The organism is Vibrio inusitatus (assembly GCA_024346935.1).
Lineage (GTDB): Bacteria > Pseudomonadota > Gammaproteobacteria > Enterobacterales > Vibrionaceae > Vibrio > Vibrio inusitatus.
Map to the genome: position 1 here is coordinate 2730911 of AP024878.1, position 23313 is coordinate 2754223.

Here is a 23313-nt window from a genome sequence, read left to right on the forward strand (position 1 = left end):
AAGTGATCCATATCTTATTTTTAGTTAAGAATATTTCATTGATATCGAGCAACTGCACCCAAAGCTCACATTTTAACGCCCCAAAGTAGTGCATTTACGGATCATCTTGGTGCATCGTTAATGTATAAAATCAACCCTCTACATACTAAAGCATTGATAAACATTAACTTTTAAAAGTTGGCACGCCTTTCGCATTAAGGAAAGCAGTCGAAAAATATTCATTGTTCGGTGAGTAAAAAAGAGTGTAGATTGAGTCCTAGGACTTTACGCTCACCAAAATCGAGCAATCACGTTTACCAACACTGGAGGTTATCCAATCATGTCAGTAGAAAATGTACTATCGCTGATCCAAGAAAATGAAGTTAAGTTCGTTGATTTACGCTTTACCGATACTAAAGGTAAAGAGCAACATATCTCACTTCCTTCACACCAAGTAGACGCAGACTTCTTTGAAGAAGGTAAGATGTTCGATGGTTCATCTGTAGCTGGTTGGAAGGGTATTAACGAATCTGACATGGTTATGATGCCAGACGCAGCAAGCGCAGTGCTTGACCCGTTTACAGAAGATGCAACACTTAACATTCGTTGTGACATTCTTGAGCCTACAACGATGCAAGGCTACGACCGCGACCCTCGCTCTATTGCGAAGCGCTCTGAAGAGTACATGCGTTCTACTGGAATCGCAGATACAGTACTAATCGGTCCTGAACCAGAATTCTTCCTATTTGACGACGTTAAGTTCAACACTGACATGTCTGGTTCTTTCTACAAAATCGATGATGTTGAAGCATCTTGGAACTCAGGTTCTGATTTCGAAGAAGGCAACAAAGGTCACCGTCCAGGTGTTAAAGGCGGTTACTTCCCAGTAGCTCCTGTTGATTCATCTCAAGATATCCGTTCTGCTATGTGTCTAATCATGGAAGAAATGGGTCTAGTAGTTGAAGCACACCACCACGAAGTTGCTACAGCTGGTCAGAACGAGATCGCTACTCGTTTCAACACGCTAACAACTAAAGCTGATGAAACTCAAATCTACAAGTATGTTGTGCACAACGTAGCTCACGCTTACGGTAAAACAGCAACTTTCATGCCTAAACCACTCGTTGGCGACAACGGTTCTGGTATGCACGTTCACCAATCTCTAGCAAAAGATGGCGTTAACCTATTTGCTGGTGATAAGTACGGCGGCCTGTCTGAACTGGCTATTTACTACATCGGTGGTGTAATCAAGCACGCACGTGCAATCAACGCATTTGCTAACCCAGCAACTAACTCGTACAAGCGTCTAGTTCCTGGCTTCGAAGCTCCAGTTATGCTTGCATACTCTGCACGTAACCGTTCAGCTTCTATTCGTATCCCTGTAGTACCAAGCCCTAAAGCACGTCGTATCGAACTACGCTTTGGTGATCCAGCAGCTAACCCATACCTAGCATACTCTGCAATGCTAATGGCTGGCCTTGACGGTATTAAGAACAAGATCCACCCAGGCGAAGCTATGGATAAGGATCTATACGACCTACCTGCAGAAGAAGCAGCTGAAATCCCAACAGTAGCATCTTCACTACAAGAAGCTCTTGCTTCTCTAGACGCAGACCGTGAGTTCCTAACGGCTGGTGGCGTATTCTCTGATGACTTCATCGATTCTTACATCGGCCTGAAATCTCAAGACGTAGAAAAGATCAACATGACAACTCACCCACTTGAGTTCGACCTTTACTACTCTGTTTAATCTTTAGATTAAACGCCTTTTGAAAGGGTCTGCCATTGGTAGACCCTTTTTTATTTCTCCCATTTACTGCACCTTCAAATAATTGGCACCAATTCAGAGCAACATCAAAAAGCGGCAAGCTTTTTGCATTATCTAAGGACGAGCTAATTTCCTCGAACTGCAACACTTATTGCACCAATATTGTGCAATAATGAACTTAGATTTTCTCTGTGCACCAAAAAGGATTTTTTGTGAGTAAGCCACTAGCTGACACCGTCTTAGAACAACTTGTTACAGCGACCTTACTGATTGATGACGCATTGACGGTTTGCTACTTAAACCCAGCGGCTGAACAGTTATTTGGGCAAAGTAAGAATCGCTGTGTAAACCAGCAGTTGCCAGAATTGGTGGAGCACTCTTCCATTGACTTTTCGGTGTTTGAACAGCCGTTAATTTCAGGGCAAAGCATTACTGACAGCGATGTCACCTTTGTTATAGACGGCAGGCCACTGCTATTAGAGATCACTATCAGCCCTATTTCATGGGACAAGAAAGTGATGCTTCTGGTTGAGTTGCGACAAGTTGATCAACAAAGAAGACTAAACCAAGAACTCAATCAACATGCTCAACAGCAAGCAGCAAAACTATTGGTGAGAAGTCTAGCTCATGAGATTAAGAATCCACTTGGTGGACTTCGCGGTGCGGCACAACTGCTAGAAAAAATGCTGCCTTCAGAGTCATTGCGAGAGTATACGCAGATTATTATCGAGCAAGCTGACAGGCTGCGAAATCTTGTAGACCGCTTACTTGGGCCACAAAGACCAGGGACTAAACAGCCTGAGAATGTACATCTTATTTTAGAAAAGGTGCGTCAGTTGGTTGGGCTAGAGCTAGGTCAAAACGTTCGCATTGAACGTGACTATGATCCGAGTTTGCCAGATATCGCAATGGACAGTGAGCAGATCGAGCAAGCTTTGCTCAACATAGTAAGCAATGCAGCTCAAATACTACAAAAGCAAGATGATGCTCTAATCACCCTAACCACTCGGACTGAGCATCAGGTGAATATCCAAGGCAAACGAGTCAAGTTGGCCGCCAGAATAGAGGTCGTCGATAATGGCCCAGGTATTCCCTCTGAGCTCGTCGATACCTTGTTCTACCCTATGGTCAGTGGCCGAGAAGGTGGCACTGGGCTTGGACTATCAATATCGCAAAATCTCATTGACCAACACCACGGCAAGATCGAGGTAGACAGTTGGCCCGGAAAAACGACGTTCACCGTTTATCTACCCATTTTAGATTATTAAAAAATAAAAGCGCTAGGAGGCAAAATAATGAGTAAAGGCTATGTGTGGGTCGTTGATGACGACAGTTCTATACGCTGGGTTCTAGAAAAGACCCTCTCTAACGCCAATATAAAGTGCGAAACCTTCGCTGATGCTGAAAGCGTACTTTTAGCACTAGAGCGCGAGGTTCCTGACGTTATCATCTCAGACATTCGCATGCCTGGAATGGATGGTCTTGACCTGCTTAAACAAATTCAAAAAACGGAGCCTGAACTGCCCGTTATTATTATGACGGCTCACTCAGATTTAGACGCAGCTGTTAAGGCATATCAAGAAGGTGCTTTTGAATACTTGCCGAAGCCTTTTGATATCGATGAAGCACTTGCCCTTGCCGATCGCGCCATTACTCATAGCCAAGAACAAAAGCAAAGCCACAACGCACTAAGCTCAAATAAAGCTGACACTCCTGAAATCATAGGTGAAGCGCCTGCGATGCAAGAGGTGTTCCGTGCTATTGGTCGCCTCTCCCGCTCCTCTATCTCTGTTTTAATCAATGGTGAATCAGGCACGGGTAAAGAATTAGTCGCTCACGCCTTACATAAGCACAGCCCTCGTAGCAAAAATCCTTTTATTGCTCTCAACATGGCTGCGATTCCAAAGGATCTTATCGAGTCAGAGCTTTTCGGACATGAGAAAGGTGCATTTACTGGTGCAAACAGCGTTCGCCAAGGACGATTCGAGCAGGCCAATGGTGGCACACTATTCTTGGATGAAATTGGTGATATGCCGCTGGATATCCAAACGCGATTATTACGTGTTCTTGCAGATGGGCAGTTCTATCGTGTCGGTGGGCACTCTGCCATCAAAGTAGATGTGAGAATCATTGCCGCGACTCACCAAAACCTAGAGTCTCTCGTTAAAGAGGGGGGCTTTCGTGAAGATCTTTTCCACCGCTTAAACGTTATTCGCGTACACATTCCTTCTTTAAGGGAACGTAAACAAGATATCGAAAAGCTTGCTCAACACTTCTTAGATTTAGCCGCAGAAGAGCTGAGTGTTGAGGTGAAGACGTTATCTAAAGAGGCCGTAGATATCCTCACACGACTTAGTTGGCCGGGCAATGTTAGGCAGCTAGAAAACACCTGTCGCTGGTTAACGGTAATGGCAAGTGGTAGCGAGATATTACCGTCTGACCTTCCTCAAGAACTCGTTGAAGAGCGCAGCCTATCCACCAGCACTGATAGCTCAGACTGGCAAGAGTTACTAGAAAAGTGGGCAAGAACCGCTCTCGCTTCGGGGGAAACAGAGCTCCTCTCGTATGCTCTTCCTGAGTTTGAGCGTATTTTATTGAAGGTTGCGTTAAATCACACCAATGGTCACAAACAAGATGCTGCAAAGGTTCTAGGTTGGGGACGCAACACGCTAACCAGAAAGTTAAAAGAGCTCAGCGTAAGCTAAAACTAAAAATGGTCAGCTAATGCTGACCATTTTTTATACGTTAAATCACTCGAGAAAACTGTTGCTGACGAGCCTTAGCTCGGAAGTATTTATCAAAGCACATACAGATGTTTCGAATCAGTAGACGACCACGAAGGTTGACCTTAATCTCTGCGTCCGATACTTCAACTAACTCATCATCAACAAAAGTTTTTAGTAGTTGTAAATCTTCAGCGAAATACTGATCAAAGCTCAAGCCAAACTGCTGTTCGATATCATGCTTGTTCAGAGTAAAGTTACAGATAAGCTGCTTAATCACCTCACGGCGGGTTAGGTCATCTTTATCTAGAGCGACTCCCTTCCATAACGCATGACGTTCAGATTCCATCTGACCATAGTAAAGCTTAAGCTCTTTCTGGTTTTGGGCATACGTATCACCTACCATAGAAATGGCTGAGACACCAAAGCCGATCAGGTCACAATCACCCTGAGTCGTGTAGCCTTGAAAGTTTCTATGCAGCTCGCCATTTCTCTGTGCCACTGCAAGCTCATCTTCTGGAAGCGCAAAGTGGTCCATTCCTATGAACTGATACCCTTCTGTGGTCAGGGTTTCTATGGTTTGTTGCAAAATAGCCATACGCTCAGAAGCAATCGGTAGGTCTTCGTCTTTGATCTTGCGCTGCGCAGCAAACAACTGAGGCATGTGAGCATAATTAAAGACAGATAAGCGCCCTGGACGCATGCTCAGCACCTGACGCATGGTTTCAGCAAATAAGTCTGCAGTTTGTAAAGGTAAGCCATAAATCAGATCTAAATTAGTAGAACGGAACCCGAGCGTTCTTGCACGCTCAACCATAGCAAAAATGAACGCTTCATCTTGCTCACGGTTTACTACTCGCTGTACTTCTTTATTAAAGTCTTGGACACCAATACTCAGTCGGTTAAACCCTTTTTCACGCAAGTGATCAAGCATATCCAACTCAATCTCACGCGGGTCTACTTCAATACTGATTTCTGCATCGGCATTAAACTCAAACTCTTCATAAATAACCGCCATCAAACGGCTAACTTGTGCTTTAGTTAAAAAGGTTGGTGTACCTCCACCAAAGTGCAATTGGTTGACTTTACGTTCTTTGAGCAGTGCTGCACGTTGGCGAATCTCAAACTCCAATACGTCGAGATAATCATCCGCTTTATGCTGGTGGCGAGTGATAACCTTGTTGCAACCACAGTAATAGCAAAGCTTATGGCAGAACGGAATATGAATGTAGAGAGATAGCGGACGCTCAGGATATTGCATGTATGCAATGTCTAGCTCAGCAACGGTGAACGCTTCATGGAACTCCACTGCCGTTGGGTAAGAAGTGTAACGAGGCCCAGAGTAATTGTATTTGTCCAATACACTCTGATCCCAGATAATTTGTCGGCTAGACATATTAATATCCTAAGTACTGCTTATAAGGGGAGCTATTTTGCCACAGCCACCAAGGTGACTCTTTTTATAGCTAGCAAATATCAGGCAGAATTGTTGATATTTGCTAGCAGGATCACGCCTAAGGCGAGTGCTATCGCATTTGAATGGAGATTTGGTCGTTTAACGGGGCCATTTGACCTTGAAGATCTTTCAGTTCTTCAATAATAATATCGTTCAAACGATTTTCAGCTTTATGGCGAGCCAAGTTTTGCTTCATACGCTCTTGCTTCGCCAGTTGCTGACGGTCTTCACCTCGAGCCATATCATTAACTACTTCAAATAGCTCGCTCAACGCTGGGTAGCGTGTCTTTACATCAATGCGCTGATCACCCTGAACATAATCCAGAATATTACACAGACGAATACTCAATTCAGAAAGATCGCATTGCCCTTGAATACCCGCAAGGCATAAGGTATCGACACTCTCAAATATCTTGGCGTTGCGCTTTGCAATTGCTAGCGCTTGATGTTGTGAGATAAGCTGCTTCTGCTTCTTTAGTTTACTAAGCAAATACGCAGCATAGCCACCCAACCCAAGGATGATGATAACTCCAATCGAAGCCAGCACAGCCATATCCATTGATTTTTAGTCCTTGAAATCGTCCAGATTTAGATCTTCAAATGATGCAAGAAGCTCATCTTCCGTTTTTGCTTTCTTGCTTGTTTTTGCTGCAGTAGGAGCAACAACCTCTTCAGGCTCTTCTTCTGGCTCAAGTAGGCCCAGTTGCTTCATTAGCTCTTCAACGCGATCCAGTTTCTGATCAACGTATGACTGAAGGCCTAGACCTAGAGATTCGCCATTTTCAATGCGCTCGAGTAACACATTTAATTGTGCATCATTTTCTAGAGCTTCTAGCTCTTGCTCTGCAGTGTACTTGCGTTGCTGCTTAGTTAGCTTAGGAGCTGCCTCTACAATAAGCGGGATCTTTTTCTTTGAACCAATGCGCGGGTCACGCTGACCGCGACCTAAGATATCTTTTGATTCATTACCAACCGAGTGGCGTGCACCAGCTTTCTGACCTTTACGCTTCTTCAATTTCTTGCGCAAGCGTCCCTCAACATCTGACTCAGAGCGGTTGCGAGTTACAATTAGGTCTACATCACCTGTTGAACCTGCTTTTCTCGATTTTTTATGTCGACTCATTACTCGACTTCCTCAATAAAATTACGTCGTTTTCAATAAATTCTAGTTCTAGCTCGTCTCGCGTAGCTAAAAACTCAAATGTGCTTCTGCTAAAAAATACTACATGCGTATGATCATTCTTGTAGTGCCATGTGGAAAAGGCCTCTACATCACGAACCATCTTAGTCATCAAGCCTAACCAACCACCTGGCTTTAACATGTTTATCCACTGTGCCCAAACTATGTCAGGCTGATAGAGGTGTTCGATTACCTCTGTAGCGGTAATAAAGTCATAGCTCTTACTTAATACTTTAGTATCTGGATAGTAGTAGAGATCATATAAGTCTACATCGTGCCCAGCATCTTGCATCATCAAGGATAAAGTAGGACCAGGACCACAGCCAAAGTCTAACCCTTGCTTATGACAACCAATTCTTTCGGCAAGTGGAATCTGAACTCTCGATAAGAACTTACGATAACCCAAATCAGTTGGGTCATTCTCATGTAGATCATAGTGTGCCTTTTCTTGGCTTGAATCCAGCCTTTGATTGGGATCAACGAACACTAGTTCGCAGCGCTGACATTGGTGGTATTGTCTGCGCTTATCTTCCCAATAAAACTTTGATTCACTATGATGACAAAGTGGACAATCTAACATTCAAGACGCCTATTTAGCTTAGGAGGCGCAACTTATCAAAATATGGGGAAAGAGTGTAGAAAAAATCCGCAATTCCGCTGATTTTTTTGTATGCGCATACGGCAATATTCCAAATAAACTGCCTTTATACCTATAACAGTAAGTAAATCGCTAGAAATAGCGCAATAAAAAAGCGATAGGTTTCCCTATCGCTCTCAAAATTCCATTTGTTTTTGACGCTTTCCATGCCAAAATTTTGTTTTTCATCATCCTGATGATTTTTGTTATCCCTAGCAAGTTTCCATTTGCGTGGCTAATCCTCAGCCTTCCTATCTGGGTTCTCGACCTGAGAAAAAAAACCATCCATTGTTAACCCTACGTCGCCAAAGGCGATACCATTCCCTAAACTCTTCCTGAGCAAGATTGAAAACCATCAATCATCATGTCCTTTTGATAGCAACTACTCTACTCCTGATAAAAAAATGTGCAATTAATAAACAGGAGGAGCCGATCACATTTTTAAAAAGACACAAATATTAATAATAATTTTCAGTTAGTTACAAAAGTGATGTGCAATATGGTGGATAGCTAAAATGAGAAATCTCTCACAGAGTGACATGTCAAATAGCTAATCTGTGGCAAATATAGAAGGTAGCTGAATAAACTAAGGCCCAGCATCTAATAGATGCTGGGCCTCAAAATAGCTATTTAACGACAACCTGCAGATTAGTGAAGGCCACCAACATACTTGGCTAACACATCCATTTCTTCTTCTGTCAGCTTTTTCGCAACGTCATGCATCATACCGTTTAGGTCATTGTTACGGTCCATTGAAGCGAACTTTTGTAACTGTTGTTTGATATAATCTGCGTGTTGACCGGAAATCTTAGGAAAGCCGGAAAGACTGGTGCCGTTTCCTCGAGGGCCATGACAAGCAACACAAGCCGCAATTCCACGCTCAGCGTTACCCGCTAGATACAACTCTTTGCCTTGCTCTACTACGTTCTCAGGTGTCGTATTTTCTGACATAGGTATAGACGCATAATAAGCCGCTAGGTCAGCCATATCCTCTTCTGTCAAAGGCATGGCCATTGCACTCATCGCTGGGTCATAACGACCTTGCTTGCCACCGCTGGTCGCACCCAACTTAAGGTCCTTAAGTTGTTTCTCAATATAGTTTTCATGTTGACCTGCCAGTTTAGGATAAATAGCAACTGGACTATTGCCGTCAGCACCATGACAAGCTGCACAAGTTGCTGATTTTTCTTTACCTGCTTCAATGCTACCTGCCGCCCACACAGAGCAGCTAGCAAAAAGAGTTACGATGAGTGCTAATTTCTTCATGACATTCCATTATAATAATTGAGCTTCCAAGACTAAGGCTTGCTCAGTTTTTATCTTCTAGATTGAATAAAAAGTACCTGAAAAGGTGAACAAGCCCTAGGTGCCGCCTTTTGTCGTGCTAGAATAGGCGAACTAATGCCGAACACGGTTATTTTACACAAATTCACAAAAAAGTAATCAGTCGACTACACAAAGTCGCGATGGAGTTAACAGTGAGCGTAAAAATTCATTACCAAAACACGCATTTTATAACCAGTGCCCCTGATATTCGTCATCTACCTGAAGATGAAGGAATCGAAATTGCATTCGCTGGTCGTTCTAATGCGGGAAAATCTAGTGCGCTCAACCGCCTAACCAACCAGCGTGCACTGGCAAAAACGAGTAAGACCCCAGGTCGTACTCAATTAATCAACTTATTCAAGGTGGATGAGAACTGTCATATTGTCGATCTTCCGGGATATGGCTTTGCGCAAGTTCCACTAGAACTTAAGAAGAAATGGCAACGAAGCCTTGGCGAATACTTACAAAGACGTGAGTGTCTAAAAGGGCTAGTAGTTCTAATGGATATTCGCCATCCAATGAAAGACCTCGACCAGCAGATGATCTTCTGGGCTGTAGATTCTGGTATTCCAGTTCAGGTTCTATTGACGAAAGCTGACAAATTGAAGAGTGGCGCTCGTAAAGCAGCTCTATTTAAGATTCGTAAAGATGCTGAAGGCTTCGGTGGTGATGTGAATGTTGAAGCATTCTCTTCCTTGAAAGGAATTGGTGTGGATCAATTGCGTGCGCGCTTAGATAGCTGGTTTGCCCCAGCCTTTGAGCAACCAGATGAAGATAACGACGCTCTAGAGCAAGAATAGGCCTGTAAGGGTTATTAACAAAACGCGGCCTAAGGTCGCGTTTTTTGTTTGTAAGTTACAAGTCAAATAGCCACCGACCCCTTCCACCGCATTGCTATAACCTAAATTGGGTAGCTTTATCAGCAATCAAACTCTGAGTGCATATTAAACACATTGAAAATTTAGCTATGCCTTTTAACACATATAGACGAGTTATTTCTAATTGAATGAGAACTTAAGCTATTGAAAGGTAATAAATATAATTTTCTTTGGCGCAATAAAAAACGCTTCAGTCAAAAAGTAACTGAAGCGTATGAATTTAAACAAATTCTAATAACGTGAAACAAAAGGTCTGAAAGATGGAACATCTTACCTCTGTACCCTACACAGATAAATCTACCCGATCTGTGACCAAATGCAAACACTTTTTGTAGTTTTTTTTCACAAAAAGCTCTTTGTAAGGACTCATTAGTAAAAATGACCCTTTGTACGAATTTCACGCAAAAAAAAGCCAGCTTCGTGAGCTAGCTCTCTTAAATGTACTATCTTGGTGCAAATAATGTATTAGTGCGCTTGATCCCAGTTATCACCATGACCCGCATCTGCCACTAAGGGGACTGCCAATTCCGCTGCTGCTTCCATCAGATCCTGTATGTTTCTTTCAGTTTCTTGAAGCGCATCTTCACGGACCTCAAATACTAATTCATCGTGTACCTGCATTAACATACGAACCTTAGGCTCTCCCTGTTGCTGCTCGATCCACTCATCAACAAGCAACATTGCCTTTTTAATGATATCTGCTGCTGTCCCCTGCATTGGTGCGTTGATTGCGGCACGCTCTGCTGCCTTACGGCGCATACCATTTCTTGAGCTGATCTCAGGCAGGTGTAAGCGACGACCATACAAGGTTTCGACATAGCCTTGCTCAGTTGCCTGACTGCGAGTTTCTTCCATATACTGCATCACACCAGGATAACGCTCAAAATAGGTATCCATATAATGCTGTGCTTCACCACGAGGGATTCCAAGCTGCTTAGCCAGACCGAAGGCACTCATACCGTAGATAAGCCCAAAGTTGACCGCCTTGGCACGACGACGCTGTTCACTAGAGACTTCATTGATATCTACACCAATAATCTCAGCGGCTGTTGCAGCATGGATATCTTTACCCGTTCTAAACGCCTTTAATAGAGCTTTGTCTCCAGATAAATGCGCCATAATGCGCAGTTCAATTTGAGAGTAATCCACTGCAAGGATCTTCCAGCCATGTGGCGCAACAAAAGCCTGGCGAATTCTGCGTCCTTCTTCATTTCTGATAGGGATGTTCTGCAGGTTAGGATCAGTAGAGGATAAACGTCCTGTAGCCGTGACACCTTGATGATAAGAAGTATGCACGCGACCCGTTGTTGGGTTTATCATCTTAGGTAGCTTATCAGTGTAAGTTGATTTCAGCTTAGCCAATCCTCGATGCTCAAGAATCAACTTAGGTAGCGGATAATCTAGAGCGAGCTCCTGAAGCACCTCTTCATTAGTTGATGGTGCACCCGATGGAGTTTTCTTAACTACCGGTAGGCCCATTTCTTCAAATAAGATAGCTTGTAATTGCTTCGGAGAGCTTAAATTAAACTCTTTGCCCGCCAATTCGTATGCTTTTGCTTGTAGTTCATCCAACCTCTGAGCAATCTCTTGCGATTGCGTGCCCAAAAGCATGTCATCAATTAATACACCACGACGCTCAATACGTGACAATACTGGTACCAGCGGCATCTCAATATCTTGGTACACCGAGTTAAGTTTTTCGTCCGCCTCAAGAAGTGCATTCAGATGGTTATGCAAACGTAGAGTAACGTCCGCATCCTCAGCGGCATATGGCGACGCTTCTTCCAAGTCGATCTGATTAAAAGTAAGCTGCTTTTTGCCCTTTCCAGCAATTTGCTCAAATGAGATACACGGGTGCTGTAAGAATCGCAGAGCCAAGCTGTCCATATCATGCTTACCACCAACGCTATTGTAAACGTAGGACGCTAGCATGGTATCAAAGGCAATACCTTGCATTTCAATATCGTAGCGAGCAAGAACTGATGCATCGTATTTAAGGTTTTGTCCCACCTTAGCTTGAGTGGAATCTTCTAGTAACGGCTTAAGCTGTTGTAAAACCCAATCACGATCCAACTGCTTTGGCGCATCTAGATAATCGTGAGCAACAGGAACATATGCTGCCTCTCCCTCTGCTGTCGCAAAAGATAAGCCAACTAAATTTGCGATCATATAATCTAGGCTGTCAGTTTCTGTATCAAAAGCAAACACCTCAGCTTTCTTTAGCTTTTCTAGCCAAAGGTTAAAACTGTCTTCCTCAAGTATCGTTTCATACTGATTACGATCAACGGTAATTGCTTGTGTCGGCGTTTCAGTTGCTGCGGCAACTTTACCCGCTCCACTTCTGATCGCTCGGCCAGATTTTTCATCCGCTTCGACAACGCCCGTACCGCCCTCTAGCAATTCGTTTAGCCAAGATTTAAATGCCATCTGACCATAAAGTGAAATCAGCTGATCTTTGTCTGGCGTTGCCTTCACAAGGTCATCAATGGTCACATCCAATTCTACATCTAGCTTGATAGTTGCTAATTGGTAAGACAGGTAAGCAGACTCTTTATGCTCTACGAGCTTTTTCGCCATGGTTTTAGAACCACGAAATCCCAGAGGGGCAATGTCATCAAGCCTGTTGTATAGGTCATCCAGCCCGCCAATACCCTGCAATAGAGCTGTCGCGGTTTTATCACCAACACCAGGAACGCCAGGGATGTTATCAACCTTATCGCCCATTAGTGCAAGGTAGTCGATAATCAATTCTGGCGGGATCCCAAATTTCTCAATCACACCTTCTCTATCAGAGATAGTATTAGTCATGGTGTTAATTAGAGTGACATTCTCATCCACTAACTGAGCCATATCTTTATCACCAGTACTGATCAGAACTGGCATCCCTTTCTTAGATGCAGCAGTAGATAGAGTACCGATAACATCGTCAGCCTCAACACCTGAAATAGAAATAAGAGGCAAGCCCATCGCCTTGATCATATTGTGTAATGGTTCGATCTGGCATCTAAGGTCATCGGGCATAGGTGGACGGTTCGCCTTATACTCGGGATACATGTCATCTCTGAATGTTTTCCCTTTGGCATCAAAAATCACCGCAATGCGCTCGCTAGAAAATTGGCGCATCATGCTTCTTAGCATATTCATCACACCGTAAACGGCATTGGTCGGGTGCTCACCGTTACTCATGGTGCCAGGGTAAGCGTGAAATGCTCGATAGAGGTATGAGGAACCGTCAATTAAAATCAGCGGATTTTCAGGGATTGTTGCCATGTATAGGTGTCCAACTTAGGTAGAAGGGGATAACTTAGGTATAGGATGCCACGAGTCACTCTGCTTATCTAGGTAACCGTTATTTACACCCACAAAAATTATCTCTCACACCGCCCTGCCCTGTGGATAAGTTTGTGTGCAAATAATTTACCTGATGAAAAACCCTGTAGATAAAATCAAAAAAATCAAATTTAAAGCCTTTAAATACAATGACTTATTATAGATCTATCGATCCACAATAAGATCTTGGCGTGATCATTGTATGTGGAAAAAAATTTTGAGTGATAAAGATAGAAGACATTTGTTGCGCAACAAACGCCTTTCTTAGAGTCGACTAAATTTCAGTCAGCATCGACTTGCGGAAGTGAAGTCTATTTTCTTGGGGGTTTGGATAATGTTCGCACTTTTCGATCCAATAACCATTTCTCAACAGCAATCGAAGCATAGAAGAAAATTGGTTTCTCGACTTAACGGTTAACCAAGAATATCCTTCTTTGGCTACCCAGTGCTCTTGCTCAACAAGCAGACTCTGCGCGACCCCTTTACCTCTTGCTTGCGAGTTAACACCACCAAGCCAGCTGTAAAAAGTGTCATCTCCTTGCTCATAACCAATCTTAAAGCCAAGTAAGGCACCATCTTCTTCTGCAACAAGAATTAACTGCTTTTTATCATCAAGACGTTTGCCCAATGACTCAACGCTCTCTGGTTTGGCAAATTCCTCAATACTGCTCATGACCTGTAAAGCTTCTTGCAAAGAGGCTTCGCGAACTACAATCGACATGTATCACCCTTTGTTAAATATGAATAAACACAAAAGCCCTCATTACGAGGGCCTTAACTTTCAGAAACTTATGTGTAGTTACTTGTCTTCAGCCAACCATTCAGCCACATCTTTTGCAAAGTAAGTTAGGATACCGTCTGCACCAGCTCGCTTGAAGCATAGTAAGGACTCTAACACTGTCTCTCTCTCTTTTAACCAGCCATTTTGAATCGCAGCCTTATGCATTGCATACTCTCCAGAGACTTGATAAGCAAAGGTTGGCACTTGTAACTCAGTCTTCACTCTGCGAACCACATCTAAATATGGCATGCCAGGCTTAACCATCACCATATCAGCACCTTCAGCAATATCTAACGCTACTTCATGCAGAGCTTCATCGCTGTTCGCAGGATCCATTTGGTAGTTCTTTTTATCTGCACCCTTTAGGTTACTCGCAGAACCTACTGCATCACGAAATGGTCCATAATAGTTAGAAGCATATTTAGCCGAGTAGGCCATTATCTGGGTATGGATATAGCCTGCTTTCTCCAGCGCTTCACGAATCTTACCAATACGACCATCCATCATATCTGAAGGAGCAACAACATCTGCGCCCGCTTCTGCGTGCGACAATGCCTGTTTAATCAGTACCGCTGTTGTTTCATCGTTAAGTACATAGCCATCGTTATCAATGATGCCATCTTGACCATGCGTAGTGTATGGATCTAGAGCGACATCAGTAATGACACCAATCTGAGGTATATGCTCTTTTAGCAGACGTACCGCTCTTTGCACCAAGCCTTCAGGGTTATGAGCTTCAGCCGCACAGGTACTTTTTACATCTTGATTGACCACAGGGAACAGTGCAATAGCGGGTACACCTAGGTTCGCTAGTCTTTCGGCTTCTTCTAACATGAGATCGATAGATAGGCGTTCAATGCCTGGCATCGACTCTACGGCTTCACGACGGTTCTTACCCATTAGAACAAACATTGGGTAGATCAAATCATCAACAGTGATCTTATTCTCAGCCATTAGGCGACGGCTAAAATCATGTTTACGCATACGGCGCATTCTACGTGCAGGGAATGGACTCTGAATAAGTGCGGACATCGCGCGCTCCTTGTCTAAATCAACGTTGGCAAATCATAACACTAACCACGGATGTAGGAATGTACGTAACATGAAAAATAGAACGAATGCACATATACTGGGGCACAAATAGCCAACAAATGATGTTTTCTAATGATCGACACCCACGCCCACATCTATGCTAGCGAATTTGACCTAGATAGAGACCAAGTTGTACAGCGCGCTTTGCAACAAGGTATTGACCGTATTTTGCTACCCAATATCGACCTAGACTCCATAGAGCCTATGCTATCCACAGAGACAAAATACCCAGACATATGCCGCTCTATGATGGGCTTACACCCATGTTATGTGGATCAAAATATCAAGCAGACATTGCAAGAAATAGAAAGTTGGTTTGATAAACATAATTTTATTGCAGTCGGTGAGATTGGCATTGATCTGTACTGGGACAAAACTTATCGAGCAGAGCAAGAGTATGCCTTTATTACTCAGCTTAATTGGGCAAAAGAGAAAGACCTGCCCGTCGTTATTCATACCCGTGATTCCATCGAAGAAACCCTTGCCCTACTTAGCAAAGAACAAGATGGCTCACTACGTGGTGTATTTCATTGCTTTGGTGGAAGTATCAACGAGGCTAAAGCAATCAATGATCTTGGCTTCCACCTAGGGCTAGGTGGTGTTTCGACCTTCAAAAATGGAGGCATGGACAAGGTAATCCCCCATTTGGATATGCAATATGTCATCCTAGAAACAGATTGTCCTTACTTGGCTCCGGTTCCTCATCGCGGTAAGAGAAATGAACCCGCGTATACACACTTGGTCGCTCAACGTGTGGCTGATCTTAGAGAATTAGATTTGCAAGAGGTGGATAACATCACTACCCGCAATGCAATCAAACTGTTCAACCTATAAAGTTGCCAAATATAAAAAATCCCCTGTATGGGGATTTTTTATATTTGAGAAAAAGTAGCCGGTATTAAGACTCTTGCTCCTCTTCCTCATCTGGACGAGTATAGAAGCGAGCAAAGAACAAACCAACCTCAAACAAAAGAAGCATAGGTATCGCGAGTAATGTCTGAGAAATAATGTCTGGCGGTGTCAGCATCATACCAATCACAAAAGCACCGACAACAACGAACGGTCTTTTTGTCTTCAGCGTTTCAACATCCGTTGCCCCAGTCCAACACAGCAAGATAATGGCAACCGGCACTTCAAAAGCAATACCAAAGGCCAAGAATAGTGCTAATACGAAATCAAGATAGCTTGAGATATCGGTGGCAAACTCTACTCCGCCAAGGGAAATAGCAGTAAAAAAGCCAAACACTAATGGGAATACCACAAAATATGCGAACGCCACGCCACAGTAAAACAGCAACGAACTAGAGAACAACAATGGCATTACCAAGCGTTTCTCATGCTTATACAAACCCGGCGCAACAAATGCCCACACTTGATAAAGAATAAACGGCACCGCAACGAAGACTGACGAAATTAACGTTAATTTCAATGGTGTAAAAAATGGTGACGCAACATCCGTTGCAATCATCGTCGCCCCTTCAGGCAATCGGTCAATCAAGGGAGCAGATACAAACTCATAGATATGGCCGGAGAAATAAATCAGGCACAGAAACACCACCATTACAGCACCAATAGCGCGCAATAATCGGGTACGTAACTCTATCAGATGACTCATCAATGGCTGGTTAGAATCAACCGAAGACATAGAAACCTCTATAAATAACAAAAGGGGCGAATGTGCCCCTATTGATTAATCTTGTGACTTAGGAGAAGGTGACTCAGCAGAGTTTTCTGAGGACTTATAGGGTTGCTGAACACTTTTAGCTGCTTCTTTTAACTCTTCGACAGATTGACGCAATTCAGGTGACATATCCTGCATTCCCATCTTTTCTGCTTTTTTCAGATTTTCCTGAAGTTCATGAATTTTAAGCTCATGATCTAGCTCATCTTTGACATTATTTGCCATAGATTTAGCCGAGTTAACAAAGCGAGCAACACTACGAATAGCCACAGGAAGACGCTCGGGACCTAACACTACTAAACCCAGTACAGAGATCAGTATCAGTTCCCAAAAACCTATATCGAACACGGTTTAAACCTGCTCTTTATCTTTTTGCTTCTCAGTGCTGCTCTGTTCGGCTGATTGCTTCTCAGATAGATTCTTCTGGTCGAAATCTGCATCTTTTGCATCTTTTGCATCTTTCGCTGCAGTGTCTTCATCAGACATTGCTTTCTTAAAACCCTTAACCGCAGAACCCAAGTCGCCGCCAATACCGCGAAGCTTTTTGGTACCAAATAACAGAACTACGATCACAGCAATGATCAGAAGTTGCCAAATACTAATTCCACCCATGTGTTATTACCTTTGTTTCCATTCTATAAATAACTATACCAATCGTAGTCAATAACTGATCATCCTAGCTGGTTAAAACACTCAATAACGGCGTTAGAATTTTTGATTGTAGAATAACTACTTATCAAAAAGTTCAGCCTTGTTATCCAGCGTTTTTCCTGCGCTATTTTTGATCACTTACTTACTGTGATTGGTATTACTTGCGGTAAGTGCGCCAGCTTAAAAGCCAAGCCAACAATCCGACCCCGCCAACCACTGAAGAAATCAATGGGTTATCACTAACATAAAGTATGGACGAGCATACGATAAATGTAGCACCTATTCCAAACATAAATTGGCCTGTGGCGTGTTGTCTCTTCGTTTGTCGATATCCCTCATATAAATGTTCAACTTTTATAGACAATTGCTTACCATGCCTAAGGTTGTCGTACAGTAGTTCAGGCAATTCAGGCAGCTTTTCTGCCCAAAATGGTGCTCTCTCTTTAAGAGAGTTGATTACTGCCTGAGGACCGACTTGCTCACCCATCCACTTTTCAAGAAATGGCTTGGCTGTCGCCCATAAATCTAATTGAGGATACAATTGGCGACCTAAACCCTCTACGTAGAGAAGCGTTTTCTGTAACAATACCAATTGTGGTTGAACTTCCATGTTGAAACGTCGCGCCGTGTTGAACAGGTTCAGTAACACGTGTCCAAACGAGATTTCGCACAATGGCTTGGCGAAAATAGGTTCACACACCATACGGATCGCAAACTCAAACTCTTGTACATTAGTGTCTGCAGGAACCCAGCCTGAGTCTACGTGCAACTGTGCGACCTTACCGTAATCACGATTGAAGAACGCCAAAAAATTCTCTGCTAGATAGCGCTTATCATCAGCATTGAGTGTGCCAACAATGCCACAATCTAGACCAATCCACTGAGGATTTTCTGGGTGTGAATACTGGACAAATACATTGCCTGGATGCATGTCGGCATGGAAGAAGCTGTCTCGAAATACCTGAGTAAAGAATACCGTCACTCCGCGCTCGGCAAGCAACTTCATGTTGGTGCCATTGGCTTCAAGCCCTTCAATATCAGAAACTTGAATGCCATAGATACGCTCAGAAACCATCAGGTTCTTACTACTTAGATCACCTACAACCTCTGGCACATAGAGCTCTTCGCTACCTTCGAAATTACGACGCAGTTGCATGGCATTGGCCGCTTCACGTCGCAGATCAAGTTCATCAAGTAGCGTTTTTTCGTATTCAGCCACCACCTCTATCGGTCGTAGTCTGCGTGCCTCTGGTGCTACTTTAGCCAACAGTTTAGCCATACGAAACATAAGTTTAACGTCAGCATCAATGATCGGACGAATGTCTGGACGAATGATTTTGAGTACGATTTCTCGACCAGATTCTTTCAGTTTAGCTGTATGTACTTGGGCAATTGATGCTGATGCAAGGCAATCAATATCAAAGTCATCAAACCAATTTTCAATAGGGCCACCCAAAGCTAATTCGATGTGCTTCTTTGCCAAATGGCCATCAAATGGTTCAACGCGGTCTTGCAGTAAAGCGAGTTGATCGGCGATATGCGGTGGAAACAGGTCTCGGCGCGTGGACATCATCTGCCCAAACTTAATCCATACCGGCCCTAACTCTTGCAGCGCAAGCCGCATTCGATGACCTAATTCTTTCTCTGGATGCTTATTCTTAATCCAAAATAGAGCTTTTCGCGCTAGTCGCGGAAATTTCGCCAGTTCATGCTCAGGGATAAGCTCATCTAAGCCGTATTCCAGCTGAACTCGAGTAATAAGGTAAAGGCGCTTTAGTTCAGAAGGGGTCATTCCGTCTCCATTAAACGCGCTAAGCGTTGCTCTAGAGAATGTAATTTAGCCTGAGCATCATTCACCTGATCGCAAAAATTGGCAACAGCCAAGGGTGATGGCGCTAACTGCCACTCTTCAGTAATAGCATGCTTGAGGTGCGTAGTGTGCTTACGAGCATTGCGCTGAAAAAACGACACACCGTTCTTAGCACCAGTAACTAAGGTGTGAGCTGCCACATCCCCCAACACTTTGGAGAGAATTTCAGCCACATCGGGCTTACTCAATTGCATTAGAGTGGCAAATTGCTGCCCTATCTGCATATCTCCAGCGACGGATAACTTATCCTTCTTGAACAAATCATTAATATTGGCTTGTTGCTGTAAATCTCGTAGAGCCGTTAAGCTCAAGGTCAGCTCGCAATCTGGAGTCCCTTCAAATTCAGCCAGCACATCTACTTGCTGGCTACACACAAAGATCAGGCTTTTATTTAACTCTTTGATATTCAATCGAATAATCGAGCCTTTCAGACGAGCCAATTGCTTTTGGCTCTCCGGTTGCTCTTTTATCAATGCGTTGAATGAGGTTTCAACGGCTGCTGTCACTAAAGCATCAATTGGCATTTTGACATCCCACTAAAATTTGTAACCACGATGCAGTGCGACGATGCCGCCTGTCAGGTTGTAATAGTTAGTCTGCTCAAAGCCTGCCTGTTGCATCATACCCTCAAGAGTCTCTTGATCTGGGTGCATGCGAATGGACTCTGCTAGGTAACGATAACTCTCTGAATCGTTAGCAATGATGTCACCCATCTTCGGCAGGATATGGAATGAATAGGTATCATAAATCTTAGATAGTGGATCTAAAATTGGCTTAGAAAACTCAAGCACTAGCAAACGACCACCTGGCTTCAATACGCGATACATAGAGCGTAGAGCTTTATCTTTGTCTGTTACGTTACGCAGGCAAAAACTAATGGTGATACAGTCGAAATAATCATCAGGAAACGGCAGTTCCTCTGCGTTTGCTTGTACGTAGTGAACATTGCCGACAACGCCAACGTCCCTTAGTTTGTCACGACCTACGTTCAGCATTGAGTTATTGATGTCCGCCAAGATAACATGCCCGTTATCACCAACAATACGTGAAAACTTAGCCGTTAGGTCGCCAGTACCACCACCTAGATCCAATATGCGTTGCCCAGGGCGAGCACCACTACAGTCGATGGTAAAGCGCTTCCACAAACGATGAACACCACCAGACATTAGGTCGTTCATCAGGTCATATTTGCTTGCTACCGAATGAAATACCTCTGCTACTTTAGTGACCTTGTCATCTTTGGCAACCGTCTTGAAACCAAAGTGGGTAGTGTCTTGCGAGGCTTGATCTTGGGGCTCTTTAACGCTCATATCCATGTTCTATCTCTGAAGTCGTATTCCAAACGAGGGCTAGTGAATGTATATTCACGACGAAAGCCGCTCGGCTACGCTAGCAATCTACATTGCAAATGAATGGCCAAGTTTACTGCATACATCAGCGCTTGTCTTTGTTGAAGTATCTCGCGACCTCATAAGGTTTGCATAAGTGTGAGTAGATACACCAAGGCGAGTAGAAATACAGGATTACGCCCAGAAAATTGTATATTGGCGCACACCCACAAAGGCTATAGACTGAGCCATCTTCTTCCTTTTTCTGTATTTAACACTTTGAGTCATTCATGAACGAACGCAAAGCGCTTATATTAGGACTCTGTGCAGTCCTTTTGTGGTCTACAGTTGCCACCGCATTCAAGCTCACCCTCGCTGAGTTTACGCCAATCCAGATGCTCACCTGTGCTAGCATCGTCTCTGCGATTGCCTTATTACTTGTTTGTATCTATCAAAAAAAGACTCATGTTATTGTTAGAACATTTGTTGCAAACCCTCTTTACTACTTGATGTTAGGCCTAATTAACCCTCTCGCCTACTATCTGATTCTCTTTAAAGCCTACGACCTTTTACCCGCCTCACAAGCACAACCGATCAATTACAGTTGGGCCATTACCCTGACCTTAATGGCAGCGGTATTTCTAGGGCAAAAGATTCGAACTCAAGACTGGATTGCTTGTGCTTTGGGCTATTTAGGCGTGGTGGTCATTGCCACACAAGGAGACGTTCTAGGTTTACAGTTTGAGAGTCCATTAGGGGTTGGTTTAGCTTTGTTATCCACCCTGCTTTGGGCTGGCTACTGGATCTTGAATGCTAAGAATAAAGCCGATCCCGTAGTTGCGGTACTACTTGGATTTATAGTGGCGATTCCATTGACCATAGTACTCTCTATTTGGGAAGGCGCGGCTTGGGATATCAGCACTAAGGGTTGGCTAGCAGTTACTTACGTTGGTCTGTTTGAAATGGGAATTACCTTTGTTTTGTGGCTGGGCGCACTAAAAGCGACACAAAATACCGCCAGAATCAGCAATCTTATCTTTATTTCTCCGTTCATTTCATTGATTTTGCTATCGCAAATTTTAGGAGAAGAGATCCATATTTCGACCTTGCTTGGATTGTTATTGATCGTTGCTGGACTCGTCATCCAGCAACTTAAACGTAAGCCTGCCTAGAGTTTAGGATGTTATTTTCGCGCTAGTTTATGATGGGCACGAGAAAAGTGCCCAGCACAGAAAGCGCCAACAATAGAAAGCTCACCAGCAAGACAAAGAGCAGCTGCAACCTCCGCAAGAGCCTGCGACTTTCCATTGCCATGCAGTCCCATCAGATCTAAACAAGCCTTTTGACTCGGCAAGCCAGTACCACCACCGACCGTTCCCACCATTAGGTTTGGTAAGGTGACACTGGCATACAAATCACCATTTCTATCCACTTCTAAGCGCGTCATACCGACTGCAGACTCGGCCACACATGCAGCATCTTGACCACACGCAATATAAAGCGCAGCTAATGCATTGGCATAATGTGCATTGATACCGATAGTGCCACTTAATGCACCACCGACTGTCGTAATCTGTGCAAACTGCATCATCTTCTCTGGAGTTGTATGTAGGTACTTTTCGACCAACTCTGCTGGAATATGTGCTTCTGCTGTTACCTTTTTACCACGAACACTTCTTAATGTTTGTGCGTTGGCTTTTTTATCCCCAGAAAGGTTCCCATCAAGAAAGGCATGCTCGGGTTCAACCGGCGTATTTTCCATGATGTACTCAAGCACCGCATTGGTGGCAATTGTCACCATGTTCTGACCCGAGGCGTCACCCGTAAGGAATTCAAACACTAGGTAAACATGGTTACCTTCAATGCTGACACTGATGTCTGTTAATTTGCCATGAGAAGTGGTTTGTTCGGCAATTGACTTAAAGGTGGCATATTGAGTCACCACCCAAGCTACAAACTGTCCTGCCTCACTGATATCAAAGAAGGCAAACGCTGGAGTTCGAGTCACACCCTCATTAAGAAGCATAGCTGTAGCACCACCAGCAGCAGTGAGCAATTGAGAGCCACGGTTATAAGACGCCACTAATGCAGCTTCAGTGGTGGCTAAAGGAACCAAAAAATCATCGCTAGCGAATAATCCATTGATTCGCAATGGCCCAGCCATACCTACAGGCATTTTTATCGTGCCAATAAAATGCTCAATATTCTTTGAATACTCCAGCATGTTCTGCTGAGTGTGCTCATCTAAAAGATGATGTTTAGAATCGGCATTATCGAGAGCAGCCCAACGTCGCTGAACATTTTTATCAGTCAAATACGGACTCTTGGTTAGCTTTCTTTTGAGCTTATCAAAGTGAGGTTGCAAAGCCTCATTGCGAATTGATGCGTCAAGCTCAGAGCCGATTGATGAAGTGTAATCTCTGCGATGTAGATTTAATTTAGGCATATTTCTCACTTTGGGGGTTATCACAATTGCTAAACAGATCCCTGAGCCGATTCCTTCCTTAGCGCAATCTTATTTTAGTCGTACAAATAGCATTGCCGAGCAGAATACGAACATTCCCACTCAATTACAACGCAAACCAGATTCAATAACGCTCCAAAGGCAATGATTTGACCCATTGATCGAGTAA

General features: G+C 43.6%; 21 protein-coding genes. 6 read left to right on the forward strand and 15 right to left on the reverse strand.

The window, feature by feature from the left end; translation table 11 throughout:
• The first annotated feature begins 319 nt into the window (after positions 1-319).
• From glnA to glnG, 3 genes are all read left to right on the forward strand, one after another.
• The gene (glnA, locus tag OCU48_RS12600) at positions 320-1729 is read left to right on the forward strand and encodes a glutamate--ammonia ligase (RefSeq protein WP_141345595.1); all 1410 of its coding nucleotides are present in this window, start codon (positions 320-322) and stop codon (positions 1727-1729) included.
• Between the two features lie 230 nt (positions 1730-1959).
• Entirely contained in the window at positions 1960-3015 is a 1056-nt protein-coding gene (gene glnL / locus OCU48_RS12605; RefSeq protein ID WP_141345594.1) for a nitrogen regulation protein NR(II), read from the forward strand.
• Positions 3016-3042: 27 nt separating this feature from the next.
• Complete coding sequence (gene glnG, locus OCU48_RS12610) at positions 3043-4452, forward strand: nitrogen regulation protein NR(I) (protein ID WP_141345593.1); 1410 nt, start codon at positions 3043-3045, stop codon at positions 4450-4452.
• Between the two features lie 40 nt (positions 4453-4492).
• Here glnG and hemN read toward each other — a convergent pair whose 3' ends face one another.
• The 5 genes from hemN to OCU48_RS12635 form a co-directional block, all read right to left on the reverse strand.
• Positions 4493-5866, reverse strand: coding sequence for an oxygen-independent coproporphyrinogen III oxidase (gene hemN, locus OCU48_RS12615; RefSeq protein WP_141345592.1), 1374 nt, complete (start codon positions 5864-5866; stop codon positions 4493-4495).
• A gap of 130 nt (positions 5867-5996) precedes the next feature.
• A complete protein-coding gene (locus OCU48_RS12620; RefSeq protein ID WP_141345591.1) occupies positions 5997-6485 on the reverse strand; it encodes a DUF2489 domain-containing protein in 489 nt (162 codons plus the stop codon).
• A gap of 6 nt (positions 6486-6491) precedes the next feature.
• The gene (gene yihI, locus OCU48_RS12625) at positions 6492-7049 is read right to left on the reverse strand and encodes a Der GTPase-activating protein YihI (protein ID WP_141345590.1); all 558 of its coding nucleotides are present in this window, start codon (positions 7047-7049) and stop codon (positions 6492-6494) included.
• Positions 7036-7686 carry a methyltransferase domain-containing protein gene (locus OCU48_RS12630; protein ID WP_141345589.1) on the reverse strand — a complete coding sequence of 217 codons (651 nt, stop codon included), beginning with the start codon at positions 7684-7686 and terminating at the stop codon, positions 7036-7038. The genes yihI and OCU48_RS12630 overlap by 14 nt, the downstream gene beginning before the upstream one ends.
• Positions 7687-8391: 705 nt before the next feature.
• Complete coding sequence (locus OCU48_RS12635; protein ID WP_141345588.1) at positions 8392-9009, reverse strand: c-type cytochrome; 618 nt, start codon at positions 9007-9009, stop codon at positions 8392-8394.
• A gap of 200 nt (positions 9010-9209) precedes the next feature.
• Between OCU48_RS12635 and yihA the strand changes: the two genes are divergently transcribed.
• Complete coding sequence (yihA, locus tag OCU48_RS12640) at positions 9210-9869, forward strand: ribosome biogenesis GTP-binding protein YihA/YsxC (protein ID WP_208727139.1); 660 nt, start codon at positions 9210-9212, stop codon at positions 9867-9869.
• A gap of 543 nt (positions 9870-10412) precedes the next feature.
• Here the strand turns inward: yihA and polA are convergent.
• The 3 genes from polA to hemB form a co-directional block, all read right to left on the reverse strand.
• Positions 10413-13217 carry a DNA polymerase I gene (gene polA, locus OCU48_RS12645; protein ID WP_141345586.1) on the reverse strand — a complete coding sequence of 935 codons (2805 nt, stop codon included), beginning with the start codon at positions 13215-13217 and terminating at the stop codon, positions 10413-10415.
• A 334-nt stretch (positions 13218-13551) separates the two neighbouring features.
• Positions 13552-13998 carry a GNAT family N-acetyltransferase gene (locus OCU48_RS12650; protein ID WP_141345585.1) on the reverse strand — a complete coding sequence of 149 codons (447 nt, stop codon included), beginning with the start codon at positions 13996-13998 and terminating at the stop codon, positions 13552-13554.
• Positions 13999-14076: 78 nt separating this feature from the next.
• Positions 14077-15090: a porphobilinogen synthase gene (hemB, locus tag OCU48_RS12655; RefSeq protein WP_141345584.1), complete on the reverse strand. Its 1014-nt coding sequence runs from the start codon at positions 15088-15090 to the stop codon at positions 14077-14079.
• A gap of 132 nt (positions 15091-15222) precedes the next feature.
• Between hemB and OCU48_RS12660 the strand changes: the two genes are divergently transcribed.
• Entirely contained in the window at positions 15223-15984 is a 762-nt protein-coding gene (locus tag OCU48_RS12660; protein ID WP_141345583.1) for a TatD family hydrolase, read from the forward strand.
• Between the two features lie 64 nt (positions 15985-16048).
• On the opposite strand, the gene tatC is transcribed toward OCU48_RS12660, so the two are convergent.
• From tatC to ubiE, 6 genes are all read right to left on the reverse strand, one after another.
• On the reverse strand, positions 16049-16795 hold the full coding sequence (tatC, locus tag OCU48_RS12665) for a twin-arginine translocase subunit TatC (RefSeq protein WP_141345582.1): 747 nt from the start codon (positions 16793-16795) through the stop codon (positions 16049-16051).
• A 45-nt stretch (positions 16796-16840) separates the two neighbouring features.
• The gene (tatB, locus tag OCU48_RS12670; RefSeq protein ID WP_141345581.1) at positions 16841-17179 is read right to left on the reverse strand and encodes a Sec-independent protein translocase protein TatB; all 339 of its coding nucleotides are present in this window, start codon (positions 17177-17179) and stop codon (positions 16841-16843) included.
• A gap of 3 nt (positions 17180-17182) precedes the next feature.
• Positions 17183-17443, reverse strand: coding sequence for a Sec-independent protein translocase subunit TatA (tatA, locus tag OCU48_RS12675; RefSeq protein ID WP_141345580.1), 261 nt, complete (start codon positions 17441-17443; stop codon positions 17183-17185).
• 196 nt (positions 17444-17639) lie between these two features.
• The gene (gene ubiB, locus OCU48_RS12680) at positions 17640-19274 is read right to left on the reverse strand and encodes a ubiquinone biosynthesis regulatory protein kinase UbiB (RefSeq protein WP_141345579.1); all 1635 of its coding nucleotides are present in this window, start codon (positions 19272-19274) and stop codon (positions 17640-17642) included.
• Entirely contained in the window at positions 19271-19876 is a 606-nt protein-coding gene (locus OCU48_RS12685; RefSeq protein ID WP_141345578.1) for a ubiquinone biosynthesis accessory factor UbiJ, read from the reverse strand. The genes ubiB and OCU48_RS12685 overlap by 4 nt, the downstream gene beginning before the upstream one ends.
• A 12-nt stretch (positions 19877-19888) precedes the next feature.
• Positions 19889-20662: a bifunctional demethylmenaquinone methyltransferase/2-methoxy-6-polyprenyl-1,4-benzoquinol methylase UbiE gene (gene ubiE, locus OCU48_RS12690; RefSeq protein WP_017033025.1), complete on the reverse strand. Its 774-nt coding sequence runs from the start codon at positions 20660-20662 to the stop codon at positions 19889-19891.
• A 308-nt stretch (positions 20663-20970) separates the two neighbouring features.
• On the opposite strand from ubiE, the gene OCU48_RS12695 reads away from it, so the two are divergent.
• Positions 20971-21852, forward strand: coding sequence for a DMT family transporter (locus tag OCU48_RS12695; protein ID WP_141345577.1), 882 nt, complete (start codon positions 20971-20973; stop codon positions 21850-21852).
• 11 nt (positions 21853-21863) lie between these two features.
• Here the strand turns inward: OCU48_RS12695 and OCU48_RS12700 are convergent, their stop codons facing one another.
• Positions 21864-23126, reverse strand: a complete 1263-nt coding sequence (locus OCU48_RS12700; protein WP_141345576.1) for a hydroxymethylglutaryl-CoA reductase — start codon at positions 23124-23126, stop codon at positions 21864-21866.
• Positions 23127-23313 lie beyond the last annotated feature (187 nt).